Annotated in this window: 12 protein-coding genes and 1 pseudogene; all 13 read left to right on the forward strand. The window is 60.9% G+C overall.

Going from position 1 to position 17,095, the window contains the following annotated elements:
* The first annotated feature begins 216 nt into the window (after positions 1–216).
* Entirely contained in the window at positions 217–1,887 is a 1,671-nt protein-coding gene (locus tag AAEZ09_RS20250; RefSeq protein WP_045060328.1) for a response regulator, read from the forward strand.
* 1,492 nt (positions 1,888–3,379) lie between these two features.
* A pseudogene (locus AAEZ09_RS29540) lies at positions 3,380–3,886 on the forward strand (methyl-accepting chemotaxis protein); the annotation flags it as partial.
* 269 nt (positions 3,887–4,155) lie between these two features.
* Positions 4,156–4,608, forward strand: a complete 453-nt coding sequence (aroQ, locus tag AAEZ09_RS20260; protein WP_045060330.1) for a type II 3-dehydroquinate dehydratase — start codon at positions 4,156–4,158, stop codon at positions 4,606–4,608.
* A gap of 48 nt (positions 4,609–4,656) precedes the next feature.
* Positions 4,657–5,115, forward strand: coding sequence for an acetyl-CoA carboxylase biotin carboxyl carrier protein (gene accB / locus AAEZ09_RS20265; RefSeq protein ID WP_045060331.1), 459 nt, complete (start codon positions 4,657–4,659; stop codon positions 5,113–5,115).
* A gap of 17 nt (positions 5,116–5,132) precedes the next feature.
* Complete coding sequence (gene accC, locus AAEZ09_RS20270) at positions 5,133–6,491, forward strand: acetyl-CoA carboxylase biotin carboxylase subunit (protein ID WP_045060332.1); 1,359 nt, start codon at positions 5,133–5,135, stop codon at positions 6,489–6,491.
* Positions 6,492–6,735: 244 nt separating this feature from the next.
* On the forward strand, positions 6,736–7,614 hold the full coding sequence (gene prmA / locus AAEZ09_RS20275; protein ID WP_122841618.1) for a 50S ribosomal protein L11 methyltransferase: 879 nt from the start codon (positions 6,736–6,738) through the stop codon (positions 7,612–7,614).
* Positions 7,615–7,644: 30 nt separating this feature from the next.
* Positions 7,645–8,868, forward strand: coding sequence for a DUF3426 domain-containing protein (locus AAEZ09_RS20280; RefSeq protein WP_205891976.1), 1,224 nt, complete (start codon positions 7,645–7,647; stop codon positions 8,866–8,868).
* A gap of 185 nt (positions 8,869–9,053) precedes the next feature.
* The gene (dusB, locus tag AAEZ09_RS20285; RefSeq protein ID WP_045060335.1) at positions 9,054–10,064 is read left to right on the forward strand and encodes a tRNA dihydrouridine synthase DusB; all 1,011 of its coding nucleotides are present in this window, start codon (positions 9,054–9,056) and stop codon (positions 10,062–10,064) included.
* Complete coding sequence (gene fis, locus AAEZ09_RS20290) at positions 10,061–10,381, forward strand: DNA-binding transcriptional regulator Fis (protein ID WP_007907419.1); 321 nt, start codon at positions 10,061–10,063, stop codon at positions 10,379–10,381. Before dusB ends, fis begins: the two co-directional genes overlap by 4 nt.
* Before the next feature lie 81 nt (positions 10,382–10,462).
* Complete coding sequence (gene purH / locus AAEZ09_RS20295) at positions 10,463–12,070, forward strand: bifunctional phosphoribosylaminoimidazolecarboxamide formyltransferase/IMP cyclohydrolase (protein ID WP_045060336.1); 1,608 nt, start codon at positions 10,463–10,465, stop codon at positions 12,068–12,070.
* 189 nt (positions 12,071–12,259) lie between these two features.
* Positions 12,260–13,555, forward strand: coding sequence for a phosphoribosylamine--glycine ligase (purD, locus tag AAEZ09_RS20300; protein WP_045060337.1), 1,296 nt, complete (start codon positions 12,260–12,262; stop codon positions 13,553–13,555).
* Positions 13,556–13,654: 99 nt separating this feature from the next.
* Positions 13,655–16,432, forward strand: coding sequence for a hybrid sensor histidine kinase/response regulator (locus tag AAEZ09_RS20305; RefSeq protein WP_350600554.1), 2,778 nt, complete (start codon positions 13,655–13,657; stop codon positions 16,430–16,432).
* A gap of 65 nt (positions 16,433–16,497) precedes the next feature.
* A complete protein-coding gene (gene tspR, locus AAEZ09_RS20310) occupies positions 16,498–17,094 on the forward strand; it encodes a type III secretion system genes modulator TspR (protein WP_045060339.1) in 597 nt (198 codons plus the stop codon).
* The last annotated feature ends 1 nt before the right edge of the window (position 17,095 follow it).

Below are 17,095 nucleotides of genomic sequence, written 5' to 3' on the forward strand. Positions count from 1 at the left end.
TCAATCGCACGGTCGATACCGCCACTATAAATGAACACCACGCCTTGTGTTGGTGCGGCGTACGCATCCCGCACGCAGCACCGCGACTCGCCAGTCATAAACTGAATGAGCTCGCTATGCAGATTATTGACATGCGACACTGATCCACCCTCGGAAGAGATGCTAGCATAGAGCCACCAGTCGATCTCAGCATGCACCCTAACTAGTAGTCAGGATATGACCGAGCCAGAAGACCCCAGCCGTGAGCGCCTCAAGCACCACTTTGCCCAGCGGGTAATTCATCAGGCACGTCAGATTCTTGAGACATGGCAGCGCCTGCAGCGCAGCGAGTGGTCTGCCACCGACCTGGCGGAACTGAGCGAAGCCAACCTGCGCCTGTTGCGGTTCGCCGAGCGCTTCGAGCAGCCGGAACACATGCAACTGGCCCGCCACATCGGCCAGGCACTTGACGCAGTCGAGACCAATCGCGGTCGCCTCAGCAGCGGCCTGATCACTGACCTCAACCGCCTGATGCAGCGGCTGTCGCGCACCGGCCTGCGCCAGGGCGATCAGCTCGATCAGACGTTCCTGCCGCCCTTGCGCAAACCGATCTACGTGATGCTGCAGGATCACGACCGCGCGGAGCGCCTGGCCAAACAGCTGGAATTTTTCGGTCTTAGCGCCCAGTCCCTGGACAGCGTGGCGGCGTTTCGCTCCTCGATGGTCGAGCGCCTGCCGGCGGCGATTGTCATGGATGTGGATTTCAGCGGGCCCGGCATCGGCCTCAAACTCGCCGCCGAAGCCCAGGAAGGCCTGGAACAACAACTGCCGCTGCTGTTCTTCAGTCTTAATGAAACCGACACCCCGACCCGCCTCGCCGCCGTGCGTGCCGGCGGCCAGGAGTTCCTCACCGGTACCCTCGAAGCGTCAAGCCTGCTGGAAAAGATCGAAGTGCTGACCTGCGTCGCACAGTACGAACCGTTCAAAGTGCTGATCATTGACGATTCCCGGGCCCAGGCCATGCACACCGAGCGCCTGCTCAATAGCGCCGGCATTGTCACCCGCACCTTGATCGAGCCTATACAGGCCATGGCCGAACTCGCGGACTTCCAGCCCGACCTGATCATCCTCGACATGTACATGCCGGCCTGCACCGGCACCGAGCTGGCCAAGGTCATCCGCCACAACGACCGATACGTCAGCGTGCCGATCATCTACCTTTCGGCCGAGGATGACCTGGACAAGCAACTCGACGCCATGAGTGAAGGGGGCGACGATTTCCTGACCAAACCGATCAAACCGCGGCACCTGATCACCACCGTGCGCAACCGCGCGGCACGGGCGCGCAACCTGAAGGCGCGGATGGTGCGCGACAGCCTCACCGGCCTGTACAACCACACCCATATCCTGCAGTTGCTGGAAGACTGCAGCTTTCGCGCGCGCCGCGAGAACAAGCCACTGAGCTTTGCCATGCTCGATATCGACCACTTCAAGCGGGTCAATGACAGTCATGGCCATCCGATGGGCGACCGGGTGATCAAGAGCCTGGCGCTGTTCCTCAAGCAGCGCCTGCGCAAGACTGACTTCATCGGCCGCTACGGTGGCGAAGAGTTCGCCATTGTGATGCCCGATACCGATCTGGAGTCGGCCCACAAAGTGCTCGATGAAATCCGCCAGCGCTTCGCCGAAATTCACTATCCGGCGCAGCCCCAGGACCTTTGGTGCACGTTCAGCGCCGGGGTGGTGGACCTCGGTGAAAACTCCGACAGCTTGATGATGGCGAGCCAGGCTGACGAGGCGCTGTACCGCGCCAAGCATGCCGGGCGCAACCGCGTGCAGTCCTCGCGGGAATCAAAGCAAAAGGCCACTATTTCATCTGAATCCACCGAACCAGTCATAACCCTGTAATAGAAACGCAATAACTTCGGGCGCTTACCATTCTGCCGTTGGTAGTCCCGCGATGCGCCTCAAGCTGCTGACCAATCTCAACACCGTCCTTTTAATTGCCGTGTGCGCTGCGCTTGGCGCGACCCTATGGTGGTCGCAAAAAGCCCTTGAACGACCCTATCTGCTGATGGAGCGTTACCTGAGCCTGTCCCAGCAGTTTCAACGGCAGGTGGTGGGCAACGTGCAGGATTACCTCGTCAGCGGTGATGCCCTGCGCCTGAGCAGTGCGGGCCAGGCGATCGATGAGCTTAAACACGAGCTCGATGAACTGCCGCCCTCCCTGGCCGACGCCGTGCGCCCCAGCCTTGCGGAGCTTGAAGGGTTCAGCAAAACCGAACTGCTCGCCGCCGGCAAGCTTGCAGGCGACCCCCAGGCGTTGCTGCTGCAGGCAGAACGGGAGCTGGGCGCAAACCTTGACCAGCTCAGCCAATATGCCAGTGCCAACGCGGACTACCTCAAGCCCTTGCTCAACGCCTCGCAGCACGTGGGCAAGCTGTCGCTGGCCCGGGACAAACTGGTCAGCAGCGGTCGCAGCGAACTGGCGGCGGAGGTGGAGCGCGAAGTCAGCAATATCCGCACCCAGGCCAGTATTCTGGAGGCCCTGCCCTTGCTGGGCGTGACGAGCAGCAGCGAGTCCAATACCGATGATTTTGCCGCCATGATGGGTCTGGAAAGCACTGAGAAGACCGTCGCCGAAGACGCCGGCATTGCCCTCAAACGGGAACTCAACAGCCTGTTGGCCCGCTACCCCGCAGAACTTGCCCGCACCCGCGAACAGATCGAAAAACGCAGCGAGCTCAGCGCTGCGACTCATCAGAAAATGACCGCCGTGCAGCAGTCCATCGCAGATCTGGAGCCCGCAGTGCGCGCGCAACACGGGCAAATCCAGAGTGAGGTGCGACTGCTGCAGGGGTTGATGATCGGCCTGATACTGCTGATCGCACTGCTGATCGACACTCTGCAACGGCGACTGGCTCGCACCCTGACCAACCTCGCACCCGCCCTGTCGACCTGGGCCGAGGGCGATTTCAGCCGGGACATCGAACTGGGCAGGACCAACCGCGAATTGCACGACATTCAGGCTTCGCTCAACCGCCTGCGAGCCTACCTGGTCGACCTGGTGGGAACCATTCGCCTGAACGCCGAGCAAGTGGCCGGCAGCAGTCGCACCCTGGCCGAGTTGAGCAACGACCTGCACGGCGGCGCTGAGGATCAGGCTGGCGACACCGCGATGATCCGCGATTCTCTCGCAGAGCTGGAAGCTACGATCCAGCAAGTGGCCGGCGATGCCAGCCAAGCCGCCGACGCCAGTCGCCATGCGGGGCTGGCGGTAGAGCAAGGGCAGAAAGTCATCGGCCTGAGCCTTGCCGGCCTGCATGCCCTGGTCGGCGAAGTGCAAGGCAATGCGCAGATGATTGAACATCTGGCCGAAGAGTCGGCCACGATCGGCGGGGTACTGACGGTCATCCGCTCGATCGCCGACCAGACCAACCTGCTGGCCCTGAACGCCGCCATCGAGGCGGCTCGTGCCGGGGAAATGGGTCGCGGGTTTGCCGTGGTTGCAGAGGAAGTTCGCTCGCTGGCACAACGCACTGCCGGTGCCACGGCGCAGATCCAGACCTTGATTGCCGGGCTGCAAACGGCGGCACGCCAATCGGTCGAAGGCATGCGCGCCCAGGTCGGTCACGCGCAGTCCACCGCCAACCAGGCCCAGGCGGCGGACGGCGCACTGGATAAAATCGTCGATGCGATCCAGACCATTTCCGACACTGCAGTGCGCATTGCCGATGCGACTGCGCAGCAAAGTGGTGCGGTCAGTGAGATTCGCGATCACAGCGAGCGGATTCACCAGCTGGGTGGGGATAACTTGCTGCGAATTGGTGAAGGCCGTGAGCAAGGGGAACACTTGCTGGTGCTGGGCGGACGGTTGCACACGGCGGTACAGGCGTTTCGCGTCTGATCGAGCGCCTTCGCGAGCAAGCCCGCTCCCACACTGGATACATGCGCGGCACAGGCCCCAGTGGGAGCGGGCTTGCTCGCGACGGCGACACACCTGCCAACCCCATCATGCCGGCCGGGCCCAAATGACCGGATTCAATCGGGCGGTCATATATTTCGCGCAAACATCGGCCATCGTGCTGGCTATTGCATAGAACTGGACAGTCACAAAGTCTTTGCGGCATAGTCGCCGGGTTCTGACAAATGCACTCGGATAACAAGGAACAGCAGATGGCAACCTTTCTGGTTCTGCACGGACCCAACCTGAACTTGCTCGGCACCCGCGAACCGGGCACCTATGGCGCCACGACGCTGGCCCAGATCAACCAGGACCTGGAACGCCGTGCCCGTGAAGCCGGCCACCATTTGCTGCACCTGCAGAGCAATGCCGAGTATGAATTGATCGACCGCATCCACGCTGCCCGCAGCGAAGGTGTGGATTTCATCCTGATCAATCCAGCAGCTTTTACGCACACAAGTGTCGCTTTACGTGACGCGCTGCTGGCGGTGAGCATCCCATTCATCGAAGTGCATTTGTCTAACGTGCACAAACGCGAACCATTCCGCCATCACTCTTACTTCTCCGACGTAGCGGTGGGAGTGATCTGCGGCCTTGGCGCCAGCGGTTATCGACTGGCCCTGGAGGCCGCACTAGAGCAGCTTGAAACACAGGCAACGACTTGAACTACAAGCGTTAAGCGCCCCTGACCGACCCTTGGGAGTTGATGATTCATGGATATCCGTAAAGTTAAGAAACTGATCGAATTGCTGGAAGAGTCCGGCATCGACGAGCTCGAGATCAAGGAAGGCGAAGAGTCCGTACGTATCAGCCGCCACAGCAAGACTCCAGCTCAACAGTACTACGCACCGGCTCCAATGCACGCTCCGGCTCCAGCGCCTGCCGCTGCCGCCCCGGTTGCCGCCGCTCCTGCCGCTGCAGCCGCGCCTGTGCTGAACGGCACCGTTGCCCGCTCGCCGATGGTGGGTACTTTCTATCGCAAATCTTCGCCAAGCTCGCCGTCCTTCGTTGAAGTCGGCCAGACCGTGAAGAAAGGCGACACCCTGTGCATCGTTGAAGCGATGAAGATGATGAACCACATCGAAGCTGAAACCAGCGGTGTGATCGAATCCATCCTCGTCGAAGACGGCCAGCCGGTTGAGTACGACCAACCGCTGTTCACCATCGTTTGAACCGCGGAGAAACTTTGATGACTGCGAAGTTGGAAAAAGTTCTGATCGCCAACCGCGGTGAGATTGCCCTGCGGATCCTGCGTGCCTGTAAGGAAATGGGCATCAAGACTGTCGCCGTTTACTCCAAGGCCGACAAGGAGCTGATGCACCTGGGCCTGGCAGACGAATCCGTCTGCATCGGTCCGGCGTCGGCCGCCCATTCTTACCTGCACATTCCGGCAATCATCGCCGCAGCTGAAGTGACCGGCGCTACCGCCATTCACCCAGGCTACGGTTTCCTCGCGGAAAACGCTGATTTTGCTGAACAGGTCGAGAACTCCGGCTTCGCCTTCATCGGTCCGAAAGCCGACACCATTCGCCTGATGGGCGACAAGGTATCGGCCAAGCACGCGATGATCGCTGCTGGCGTTCCAACAGTTCCGGGTTCTGACGGCCCGCTGCCGGAAGACGAAGAAACCGCCCTGCGCATCGGTCGCGAAGTCGGTTACCCGGTGATCATCAAGGCCGCTGGCGGCGGTGGTGGTCGCGGCATGCGCGTTGTGCATAAAGAGGAAGACCTGATCTCCTCGGCGAAACTGACCCGTTCCGAAGCTGGCGCGGCGTTCGGCAACCCGATGGTCTATCTGGAAAAATTCCTGACCAACCCACGTCACGTGGAAGTTCAGGTGCTTTCCGATGGCCAGGGCCACGCCATCCATCTGGGCGACCGCGACTGCTCGTTGCAACGTCGTCACCAGAAGGTTCTCGAAGAAGCACCGGCACCGGGCATCGACGAGAAAGCTCGCCAGGAAGTCCTCGCACGCTGCGTTAAAGCCTGCATCGACATCAACTACCGTGGCGCGGGCACCTTCGAGTTCCTGTACGAGAACGGCGCGTTCTATTTCATCGAAATGAACACCCGCGTTCAGGTCGAGCACCCGGTTACCGAAATGGTCACTGGCATCGACATCGTCAAGGAGATGCTCAGCATCGCCGCTGGCAACAAGCTGTCGTACACCCAGGAAGACGTCGTCATCCGCGGTCACGCACTTGAATGCCGGATCAACGCCGAAGACCCGAAAACCTTCATGCCAAGCCCAGGCACGGTCAAGCACTTCCACGCTCCAGGCGGCAACGGCGTTCGCGTCGATTCGCACCTGTACAGTGGTTATGCCGTTCCGCCGAACTACGATTCGTTGATCGGCAAGCTGATCACCTACGGCGCAACCCGTGACGAAGCCCTGGCGCGCATGCGCAATGCGCTGGACGAAATCGTGGTCGACGGGATCAAGACCAACATCCCGCTGCACCGCGACCTGGTCCGCGACGAAGGCTTCTGCAAAGGTGGAATCAACATCCACTACCTGGAACACAAGCTGGCTGGCGATAAGCACTAAGCTTTAGCTGGTAATCAACCAAGCCGCCTTCGGGCGGCTTTGTTGTTTTTGATCAAAAGATCGCAGCCTTCGGCAGCTCCTACGGGAGTTCACATTCCTCTGTAAGAGCTGCCGAAGGCTCGGGCCGCGTTAGGACGATCTTTTGATTTTTTCAGATGGTCGTCATCGGCCCCGCGCTCGCGTAAACTTGCGCGCTTCTCGCAGCCCGCTAGGCTGCAATCAATATTTTTCAAAGGTGCCCGCCATGCCTTGGCTGCAAGTCCGTCTCGCCATCAGCCCAGAACAAGCCGAAACCTACGAAGACGCTTTCCTTGAAGTGGGCGCCGTGTCGGTGACCTTCATGGACGCTGAAGATCAGCCGATTTTCGAACCGGAACTCAACACCACGCCACTGTGGTCGCACACGCACCTGCTGGCCCTGTTCGAAGGCGGCACTGAAGCGGCCAGCGTGCTGGCGCATCTTGAATTGCTGACCGGCAGCCCATTGCCCGAGCATCACAGCGAAGTCATCGAAGACCAGGACTGGGAGCGCAGCTGGATGGACGGTTTCCAGCCGATGCGTTTTGGCCAGCGCCTGTGGATTGTCCCGAGCTGGCACGCCGCACCCGAGCCTGACGCGGTGAACCTGTTGCTGGATCCGGGCCTGGCGTTTGGCACCGGCACACACCCGACCACCGCACTGTGCCTGGAGTGGCTCGATGGTCAGGACCTGAAGGATTGCAACGTGCTCGACTTCGGTTGCGGCTCGGGCATCCTGGCGATCGCCGCCCTGTTGCTGGGCGCCAGGGAAGCCGTAGGCACTGACATCGACGTGCAGGCGCTGGAAGCTTCCCGGGACAATGCGGGGCGCAACAACATTGCCGAAGCGTTGTTCCCGTTGTATTTGCCAGAAGATCTGCCGCAGGTGAAGGCCGACGTATTGGTCGCCAATATCCTCGCCGGGCCGCTGGTTTCCCTGGCGCCGCAACTGTCCAGCCTGGTCAAGCCGGGTGGCCGCCTGGCGCTGTCGGGCATCCTCGCCGAGCAGGGCGAAGACGTCGCCAGGGCCTACGCCCAGGACTTCGACCTGGACCCGATCGCCAATCGCGATGGCTGGGTGCGCATCACTGGCCGTCGGCGCTAGAATGGGCGCCTGCATTCATCGGATCGCCGCATGACCGACAGCTTCGTCACCCAGTGTCCGCATTGCCAAAAGAGCTTCCGCGTCAGCCATGCCCAGTTGAGCGTGGCCCGCGGAGTGGTTCGTTGCGGGTCATGCCTGCAGGTTTTTAATGCCGCCAAGCAGCTGCTGGAGCAACACGCCGGCAAGGAGCCTGTTGCCTCCACATCCCCAGTCATCGTCGAGCCGCCAGAGCAACGGGCCATCAGCCTGAAGCAGTGGACGGCCGCCGAGCTGGACCTGGACAGCATGGACCTCGACGAAGAACTCGCGCGCCTGGAGCAGCGGGAGATCCAGCCGACCACCGAATTCGGCCGGCACCGCGAAGATTCACTGAGTGCGCGACGCGACAGCGCCGATCATGAGCAAGCCCCCTGGGCCGATAGCCTGTACAGCGAATCGGCGGCCGAGCGGGCACAGGCCAGCCAGGTCGAGGAAGCGGCCGCGGTGGTGCCGTTTACTCCACTCAAGCCAGCCCGTACCGAACCCTCGCTGACCCTGGAGCTGGTCGAGCTCGACGATGAGCCGCGCCCTCCCCTGGTGCGCCAGGAACTGGTGCTGGAGCCGCCACCCGCGCCGGAACGCCTGTCCCTGTCCGCGGTGGATGACCTGGATGACGACCTGCCTTCGATCGAGCCGTTGCGTAAAAAGCGCAGCGAACCGGCAGTGCGCGCCGAGGTGCTGCAGGACCTGACCGACGACCCGCTGCAACTGGACTGGCAAAAACGTCGTTCGCCCTGGGGCCGCCGTTTCATCTGGATGCTATTGGTGGCGCTCGCCGCGCTTGCGCTGGGCGGCCAGTACGTTGCGTATCATTTCGAAGAACTCGCGCGTCAGGACCAGTACCGTCCCTGGTTCCAGCAGCTGTGCCCACAAATCGGTTGCACCGTGCCGTCCAAGGTCGACATCGCGAAAATCAAGAGCAGCAACCTGGTCGTGCGCAGCCACCCGGAATTCAGCGGTGCCCTGGTGGTCGATGCGATCATCTACAATCGCGCGCCGTTCTCCCAGCCATTCCCCCTGCTGGAGCTGCGTTTTGCCGACCTCAACGGTCACCTGATCGCCAGGCGTCAGTTCAAACCCGGCGAATACCTCAATGGCGATCTCGAAGGCATGGCGGAAATGCCGCCGCAGACGCCCATCCACATCGCGCTGGATATTCTCGATCCAGGCTCCAAAGCGGTGAACTACAGCCTGAGTTTTCATTCGCCCGAGTGAAACGCTTCACTGATCCGCGATTGACGACGGATTTCTGACTGAGCGTGCCTGGACCAAACCGCTGGCGATAACAGAATAACTGTTCAGATTTTGTTCAATTCAGCCTTTATCCAGTCATCGAGAGCGGGTATCATGCCAACCCTTTTTCGAACTCTCATGATCCGGCCCCACAACAGGGAAGTCCTATGTCGGCGGTACGCATCGGTCCATATACATTGCACAACGGCTTGATTCTCGCCCCCATGGCGGGCGTCACAGACCAACCCTTTCGTCAGCTGTGCAAGCGACTGGGCGCCGGGCTGGTAGTTTCAGAAATGGTCACCAGCGACATGAGCTTGTGGAACACCCGCAAGTCCCGCATGCGCATGATCCACGAAGGTGATCCCGAGCCCCGCTCGGTACAGATCGCCGGTGGCGATGCGCAGATGCTGGCAGATGCGGCACGGGCCAACGTCGAACTGGGCGCACAGATTATTGACATCAACATGGGCTGCCCGGCCAAGAAGGTCTGCAACAAGGCCGCCGGCTCCGCACTGTTGAAGGATGAAGCATTGGTAACCGAGATCCTGCGGGCCGTCGTGGCCGCAGTCGATGTGCCGGTCACCCTGAAGATCCGGACCGGCTGGGACCGGGACAACAAGAACGGCCTGACGGTGGCGAAGATCGCCGAGCAGGCAGGAATCACGGCGCTGGCGGTGCATGGCCGCACCCGTGCCGACCTGTACACCGGTGAAGCCGAGTACGACACCATTGCCGCGATCAAGCAGGCGGTGTCGATCCCGGTGTTCGCCAACGGCGATATCGATTCGCCGGAAAAGGCCCGGTATGTGCTCGACGCCACCGGTGCCGATGGCCTGCTGGTAGGGCGGGCTGCCCAGGGGCGGCCATGGATTTTTCGCGAGATCGATCATTACCTGCGCACCGGTGAAAAACTTCCGGCGCTGGAACTGATCGAGGTGGAACGCATACTGCTAGAGCATTTGGCCGCGCTGCACGTTTTCTATGGAGACGTCATGGGTGTGCGCATTGCTCGCAAGCATGTGGGCTGGTATCTCGCAACCTTGCCGGGCGCCAGGGAGTTTCGCGCCCACTTCAATCGTTTGGAAGATACGGAAGCACAATGCGCCAACGTTCAGGGCTTCTTCGCCGAACGTTACAAGAGCCTGACAGGGGACGGAGAAGGGGTGGCCGCATGACGATGATGACCGAGACTTTAGTGAGTGGAACAACACCCGTGAGCGACAACGTGAATTTGAAACAGCACCTCAATACGCCTAGCGAAGAAGGCCAGACCCTTCGCGGGAGTGTCGAGAAGGCGCTGCACAATTATTTCGCCCACCTTGAGGGCGCTGCCGTCACGGATGTGTACAACCTGGTGCTCTCCGAAGTCGAGGCTCCCCTGCTCGAGTGCGTAATGAACTACGTCAAGGGCAACCAGACCAAGGCCAGCGAACTGCTCGGACTGAACCGGGGCACGCTGCGCAAGAAACTCAAGCAGTACGATTTGCTGTAAGCATTCAATCAAACCAGAAAGGCGCCCGCGTAAAAACGGTCGCCTTTTTTGCTGACTCCTTTGCTTTTGATGGAAATTGAGATGACCGACCAGACTACCCGCCTGCCGATCCGCCGCGCCTTGATCAGCGTTTCCGACAAGACCGGGATCCTCGAATTCGCCAAGGAGCTTGAAGCCCTGGGCGTCGAGATCCTCTCCACCGGCGGAACGTTCAAGCTGCTGCGCGACAACGGTGTTGCCGCAGTGGAAGTCGCGGATTACACCGGTTTCGCAGAAATGATGGACGGTCGGGTGAAAACCCTGCACCCGAAAATCCACGGCGGGATCCTCGGTCGTCGCGGCATCGATGACGCCATCATGAACGAGCACGGCATCAAGCCGATCGATCTGGTAGCCGTCAACCTGTACCCGTTCGAAGCCACCATCAACAAGCCAGGCTGCGACCTGCCGACCGCCATCGAAAACATCGACATCGGCGGCCCGACCATGGTCCGTTCCGCGGCAAAAAACCACAAAGATGTAGCGATCGTGGTGAATGCCAGCGACTACGCCAGCGTGCTCGAAGGTCTCAAGGCCGGCGGCCTGACCTACGCCCAGCGTTTCGACCTGATGCTCAAGGCCTTCGAACACACGGCCGCCTATGACGGCATGATCGCCAACTACATGGGCACCGTAAACCAGGCTGCCGATACGCTGAGCACTGAAGGTCGCAGCGAATTCCCGCGCACTTTCAACAGCCAGTTCGTCAAGGCCCAGGAAATGCGCTACGGCGAGAACCCACACCAGAGCGCGGCGTTCTACGTGGAAGCCAAGCCTGCCGAAGTCGGCATCGCCACCGCGACCCAACTGCAAGGTAAAGAGCTGTCGTACAACAACGTGGCGGACACCGACGCCGCGCTGGAATGCGTGAAGAGTTTCGTCAAACCAGCCTGTGTGATCGTCAAGCACGCCAACCCGTGCGGCGTGGCCGTAAGCCCCGACGCCGAAGGCGGTATCCGCCAGGCCTACGAGCTGGCCTATGCCACTGATACCGAGTCTGCGTTCGGCGGCATCATTGCCTTCAACCGCGAACTGGATGCTGAAACGGCCAAGGCCATCGTCGAGCGTCAGTTCGTCGAAGTGATCATTGCCCCGTCCGTCAGCGAAGAAGCTCGCGCCATCGTCGCCGCCAAAGCCAACGTGCGCCTGCTGGCCTGTGGCGAGTGGTCGGCCGATCGCGCTGCTGCGTGGGATTACAAGCGCGTCAATGGCGGCCTGCTGGTGCAGAGCCGTGACATCGGCATGATCGGCAGCGAAGACCTGAAAGTGGTGACCAAGCGCGCACCGACCGAACAGGAAATCAACGACCTGATCTTCGCCTGGAAAGTCGCCAAGTACGTCAAATCCAACGCCATTGTGTACGCCAAGAACCGCCAGACCATCGGCGTCGGCGCTGGCCAGATGAGCCGCGTGAACTCCGCGCGAATCGCCGCGATCAAGGCTGAACACGCGGGTTTGCAAGTGCAGGGTTCGGTGATGGCATCGGACGCGTTCTTCCCGTTCCGCGATGGCCTGGACAATGCGGCAAAGGCCGGTGTCACTGCGGTGATCCAGCCAGGCGGCTCGATGCGCGACGCAGAAGTGATTGCCGCCGCTGATGAAGCCGGCATCGCCATGGTGTTCACCGGCATGCGCCACTTCCGTCACTAACCAGACAACGGCCGCACTGAAACCGGCATCTGCTGCGTTGGAGGCTACCTTGATGATGCTCATTGCCAAAAGGCAACTCCGCTCATCAAGGTAGCCTCCGCCTTGCATCTACCGGCTTCATTGCGACCTCCTGCAGCGCGAAGCGCTTCAGGTTCTAAAACAGAATTAGCTTCATCCGAGGTTTTTGAAATGAATGTTTTGATCATTGGCAGCGGTGGCCGTGAACACGCCCTGGCCTGGAAAGTGGCTCAGGATCCGCGCGTGCAGAAGGTTTTTGTTGCGCCTGGCAACGCCGGCACCGCGATTGAAGCCAAGTGCGAAAACGTTGCGATCGATGTGCTGGCCCTTGAACAGCTTGCCGACTTCGCCGAGAAAAATGTCTCACTGACTATCGTAGGCCCGGAAGTGCCACTGGTGGCCGGTGTGGTCGATCTGTTCCGCACACGCGGCCTCGACTGCTTCGGCCCGACCGCTGGCGCAGCCCAGCTGGAAGGCTCCAAGGCGTTCACCAAGGACTTCCTGGCTCGCCACAAGATCCCGACAGCCGACTATCAGAACTTCACCGAGATCGAGCCTGCCCTGGCTTACCTGCGTGAAAAAGGTGCGCCGATCGTCATCAAGGCCGACGGCCTGGCGGCCGGTAAAGGCGTGATCGTCGCCATGACCCTGGCCGAAGCCGAGGACGCCGTACGCGACATGCTCGCTGGCAATGCCTTCGGCGACGCTGGCTCCCGCGTAGTCATCGAAGAGTTCCTGGACGGTGAAGAAGCCAGCTTCATCGTCATGGTTGACGGCAAGAACGTACTGCCAATGGCCACCAGCCAGGATCACAAACGCGTCGGCGATGGCGATACCGGCCCGAACACAGGCGGCATGGGTGCCTACTCCCCTGCCCCGGTGGTCACCAGCGAAGTGCACCAACGCGTAATGGATCTGGTGATCTGGCCGACCGTTCGCGGCATGGCCGATGAAGGCAATGTTTACACGGGCTTCCTGTACGCCGGCCTGATGATAGACAAAGCCGGCAACCCTAAAGTCATCGAATTCAACTGCCGTTTCGGCGACCCTGAGACCCAGCCGGTCATGCTGCGCCTGCAGTCGAGCCTGGTGTTGCTGGTCGAAGCCGCCCTGGCGCAAGCGCTGGACAAGGTAGAAGCACAGTGGGATCCACGTCCGAGCGTCGGCATCGTGCTGGCAGCGGGCGGCTATCCTGGTGATTACGCCAAAGGCGTGGCCATCAATGGCCTGGACGCTGCCGCGGCACTGGAAGGCAAGGTCTTCCACGCCGGTACAGCGCTCAAGGATGGACAAGTGGTCACCGCCGGTGGTCGAGTGCTCTGTGCGACCGCCATGGGCGCCAGTGTCGATGCGGCTCAACAGCAGGCTTACCAGCTGGCAGCCAAAATCGATTGGGAAGGCTGCTTCTATCGCAAGGACATCGGCTACCGCGCCATTGCCCGTGAGCGTGGCGAAAATCAGGAATAGTCGATCCATTCGGTCGGGCAAGGGCCTCAAGCCCTTGCCGGACTATTCCGGCGCCGCGCATAGTTATATTCTGGCATCAACCTACGAAGGGATTTCGCCGTGCGCTGGCTCAGGATTGCCGTAAGTCTCACCGTCACTCTGCTGACCTTGCTCTGCATGCTCCCGGCCCAGGCCGCGCAAGGCAGTGGCTGGGCCGTATTGCTCGACGAGCAGGGCAACCTGCAGTTGAGCGACATCCGTTCCGCCCGTTATACCAATCAATTCAGCCCTATCGAACTTGAACGCCTGACGGCGGCCGAGCCCGGTGGCGCGCTCTGGCTACGCTTCAGGCTGGCCCCCGGCAAACACGAGCAGGTGCTGAAGATATTCGCTCCGGACCTCGAAAACCTCAAACTCTACGTGCTGGACGGCGACAAGCTCATCGACCAGACCCAGGCCGGCGCCGATCAGCCGCAAGCTGAGCGGCGAATGGCTGGCAGTGATGTCCTGTTGCCGCTGCCACAAAGCAATAACACCCTGGATGTCTACCTGCGCCTGGTTTCCGATCACCAGATGCGCCCCTACATCACCCTGCAATCGGCTATCAGCACCGCCGCCAACCAGACCCAGACACTGATCTACGGCCTGCTGTTCGGTTGCATCGCCATGCTGATCCTGCACAACCTCATCCGTTACGCCTACACGCGATCACGCAGCAGTCTTTGGCTGGCCGGGTGCGAGGCCTTGTTGATGCTCAGCCTGGCCCTGTTGCTGAATCTTGCCGGCCCCTGGTTGCCAGCCTGGCACGCCATCCAGACGCCCGGAGCGTATCTGGCCCTGCTGCTGACCGCGCCCTGCGGACTGATGTTTGCCTATCGCTTTTTTGCCCCCCTGGGCTCGCACCCGCTCAATAAACTGCTACAGGGGGAAATGCTGTTCATCATCGCCTGCGGCCTGTTGCTGTTGTTCGTCAACACGCTGCCGCTGAACATCATTACCTATGGGCTGGTCGCCCTCGCCGGCCTGAGCATGTTGTTCGCCGGGGCCTGGCACCTGCAAAAAGGCTATCGCCCGGCGCGCTTTTTCGTGGTGGCCATGGTGGCGTTCAACCTCGGCACCTTGATCATCCTCCCGGCACTGCTGGGGCTGACACTGGTGGAACCCCAGGGCCTTATCACCACGCTGCTGGCGTTCATCTGCCTCAGTGGCCTGTTGATGAGCATCGCCCTGAGCGAGCGCCAGCGCAGCATCACCGAAAGCCGTTTCAGCATCAGCCGCGACCTGGCTGCCAGCAATGCCGAGATCAATGCCAAGGCCGAGTTCCTCGCCAAGATCAGTCACGAAATCCGTACGCCCATGAATGGTGTACTGGGCATGACCGAACTGCTGCTGGGCACCCCGCTTTCAGTCAAACAACGCGACTACGTCCAAACAATCCACAGCGCCGGCAACGAACTGCTCACACTGATCAACGAGATTCTCGACATCTCCAAACTCGAATCCGGGCAGATTGAACTGGACGATGTGCAGTTCGACCTCAACGCGCTGATCGAGGACTGCCTGAGCATCTTCCGCGCCAAGGCCGAGCAACAGAATGTCGAGATGATCAGCTTTATCCAGCCGCAGGTCCCGCGGGTCATCAGCGGTGACCCGACGCGCCTGCGCCAGACCCTGCTGAGCTTGCTGGAAAACGCCCTGAAAAAAACCGACGAAGGCGAAATCCTGATCGTTGTGGCATTGGATGAACGCAGCGCCAAACCGCGGTTGCGCATTGCCGTGCAGGACAGTGGCGAGCCGATGGACGCCGAGGAGCGCGACGCGCTGATGCACGCCGAACTCCACAGCAAGCATTTCCTGTCGGCCAACCGTGTGGGGGGCAACCTGGGTCTGGTGATCGCCCGTCAACTGATCCGGCTGATGCATGGCGAGTTCGGCATCAAGAGCGGCAACAGCCAGGGCAGCACCTTGTGGCTGACCTTGCCGCTGGATCCAGATCGCCTGGAACACCCCACCTCCGATCTCGATGGCCCTCTTCAGGGTGCGCGGGTGCTGGTCGTCGACGACAACGACACGTGCCGCAAGGTACTGGTGCAACAATGCACCGCCTGGGGCCTGAACGTCAGTGCGGTGCCGTCCGGCAAGGAAGCGCTGGCACTGTTGCGCACCAAGGCGCACCTGCGGGATTATTTCGATGTAGTGCTGCTGGACCAGAACATGCCTGGCATGACCGGCATGCAACTGGCGGCAAAGATCAAGGAAGACCCGAGCCTCAACCACGACATCCTGCTGATCATGCTGACCGGCATCAGCAACGCGCCCAGCAAGATAATCGCGCGCAATTCCGGGATCAAGCGCATCCTCGCCAAGCCGGTAGCCGGCTATACGCTCAAGACCACCCTGGCCGACGAACTTAACCAGCGTAACAAAGGCCTGGCGACCCCCTACCCGTTACCAACGGGGCCGACCCTGCCGGTCAAGGTGCCGGGGGATTTCCGTATCCTGGTGGCCGAGGACAACAGCATTTCCACCAAGGTGATTCGCGGAATGCTGGGCAAACTCAATCTGCAGCCCGACACCGCCAGCAATGGCGAAGAAGCGCTTCAGGCCATGAAGGCCCAGCGGTATGACCTGGTGCTGATGGACTGCGAAATGCCGATTCTCGACGGTTTCTCCGCCACCCAGCAACTACGCGCCTGGGAAGTCGGCAACCAGCGCGTGCGCACCCCTGTGGTCGCCCTGACGGCGCACATACTGGCCGAACACAAGGAGCGGGCGCGCCAGGCCGGCATGGATGGACACATGGCCAAGCCGGTGGAGCTCTCCCAATTGCGCGAACTGATCGAGCACTGGGTCGCCCAGCGAGATGAACAGAACCGCGCGGCGACGCAAACCAGCTGAGCCGACAGACACTGCAACGGCCTGTTAGACTTCCCTTCGACTTTTCCCTGCAGTGAGCTCGCACCATGCTCCATGTGTTGTTCAGTGTGTACCTGAAGATGCTGGTGCTCTACAGCCCGTTCTTCGTACTGTCCTGCTTCATCAGCCTGACGCGCGGCTACTCGCGAAAAGAACAACGCCGCCTGGCCTGGAAAGTGGCGACCGCCACGCTGGTTTCGAGTGTGCTGCTGTACTTGTTCGGCCGGGTGATTTTCGATGTGTTCGGCATCACGGTGGATGCCTTTCGCATCGGCGCCGGCAGCGTGCTGTTCATCTCGGCATTGGGCATGGCGCAGGGCAAATCGGTGGTGCAGACTGACAACGTGCAACAGGACGTGACCATCGTCCCGCTCACCATTCCCCTGACGGTCGGCCCCGGGACTATCGGCGCGCTGCTGGTCATGGGCGTGAGCCAGCCGCATTGGGACGACAAGCTGACGGCAATCGTCAGTATCGCCCTGGCCAGTTTCACTGTGGGCGTGGTGCTGTTCCTGTCGAACCGCATCGAGAGAATCCTGGGCGACCAGGGGCTGCAGATTGTCAGCCGCTTGATGGGGTTGTTCGTGTGTGCGCTGGCGGCGCAAATCATCTTTACCGGGATCCGAGGGTACCTGGTGCCCTGAA

The organism is Pseudomonas sp. 65/3-MNA-CIBAN-0223 (assembly GCF_040310425.1).
Classification (GTDB): Bacteria; Pseudomonadota; Gammaproteobacteria; order Pseudomonadales; family Pseudomonadaceae; genus Aquipseudomonas; species Aquipseudomonas gregormendelii.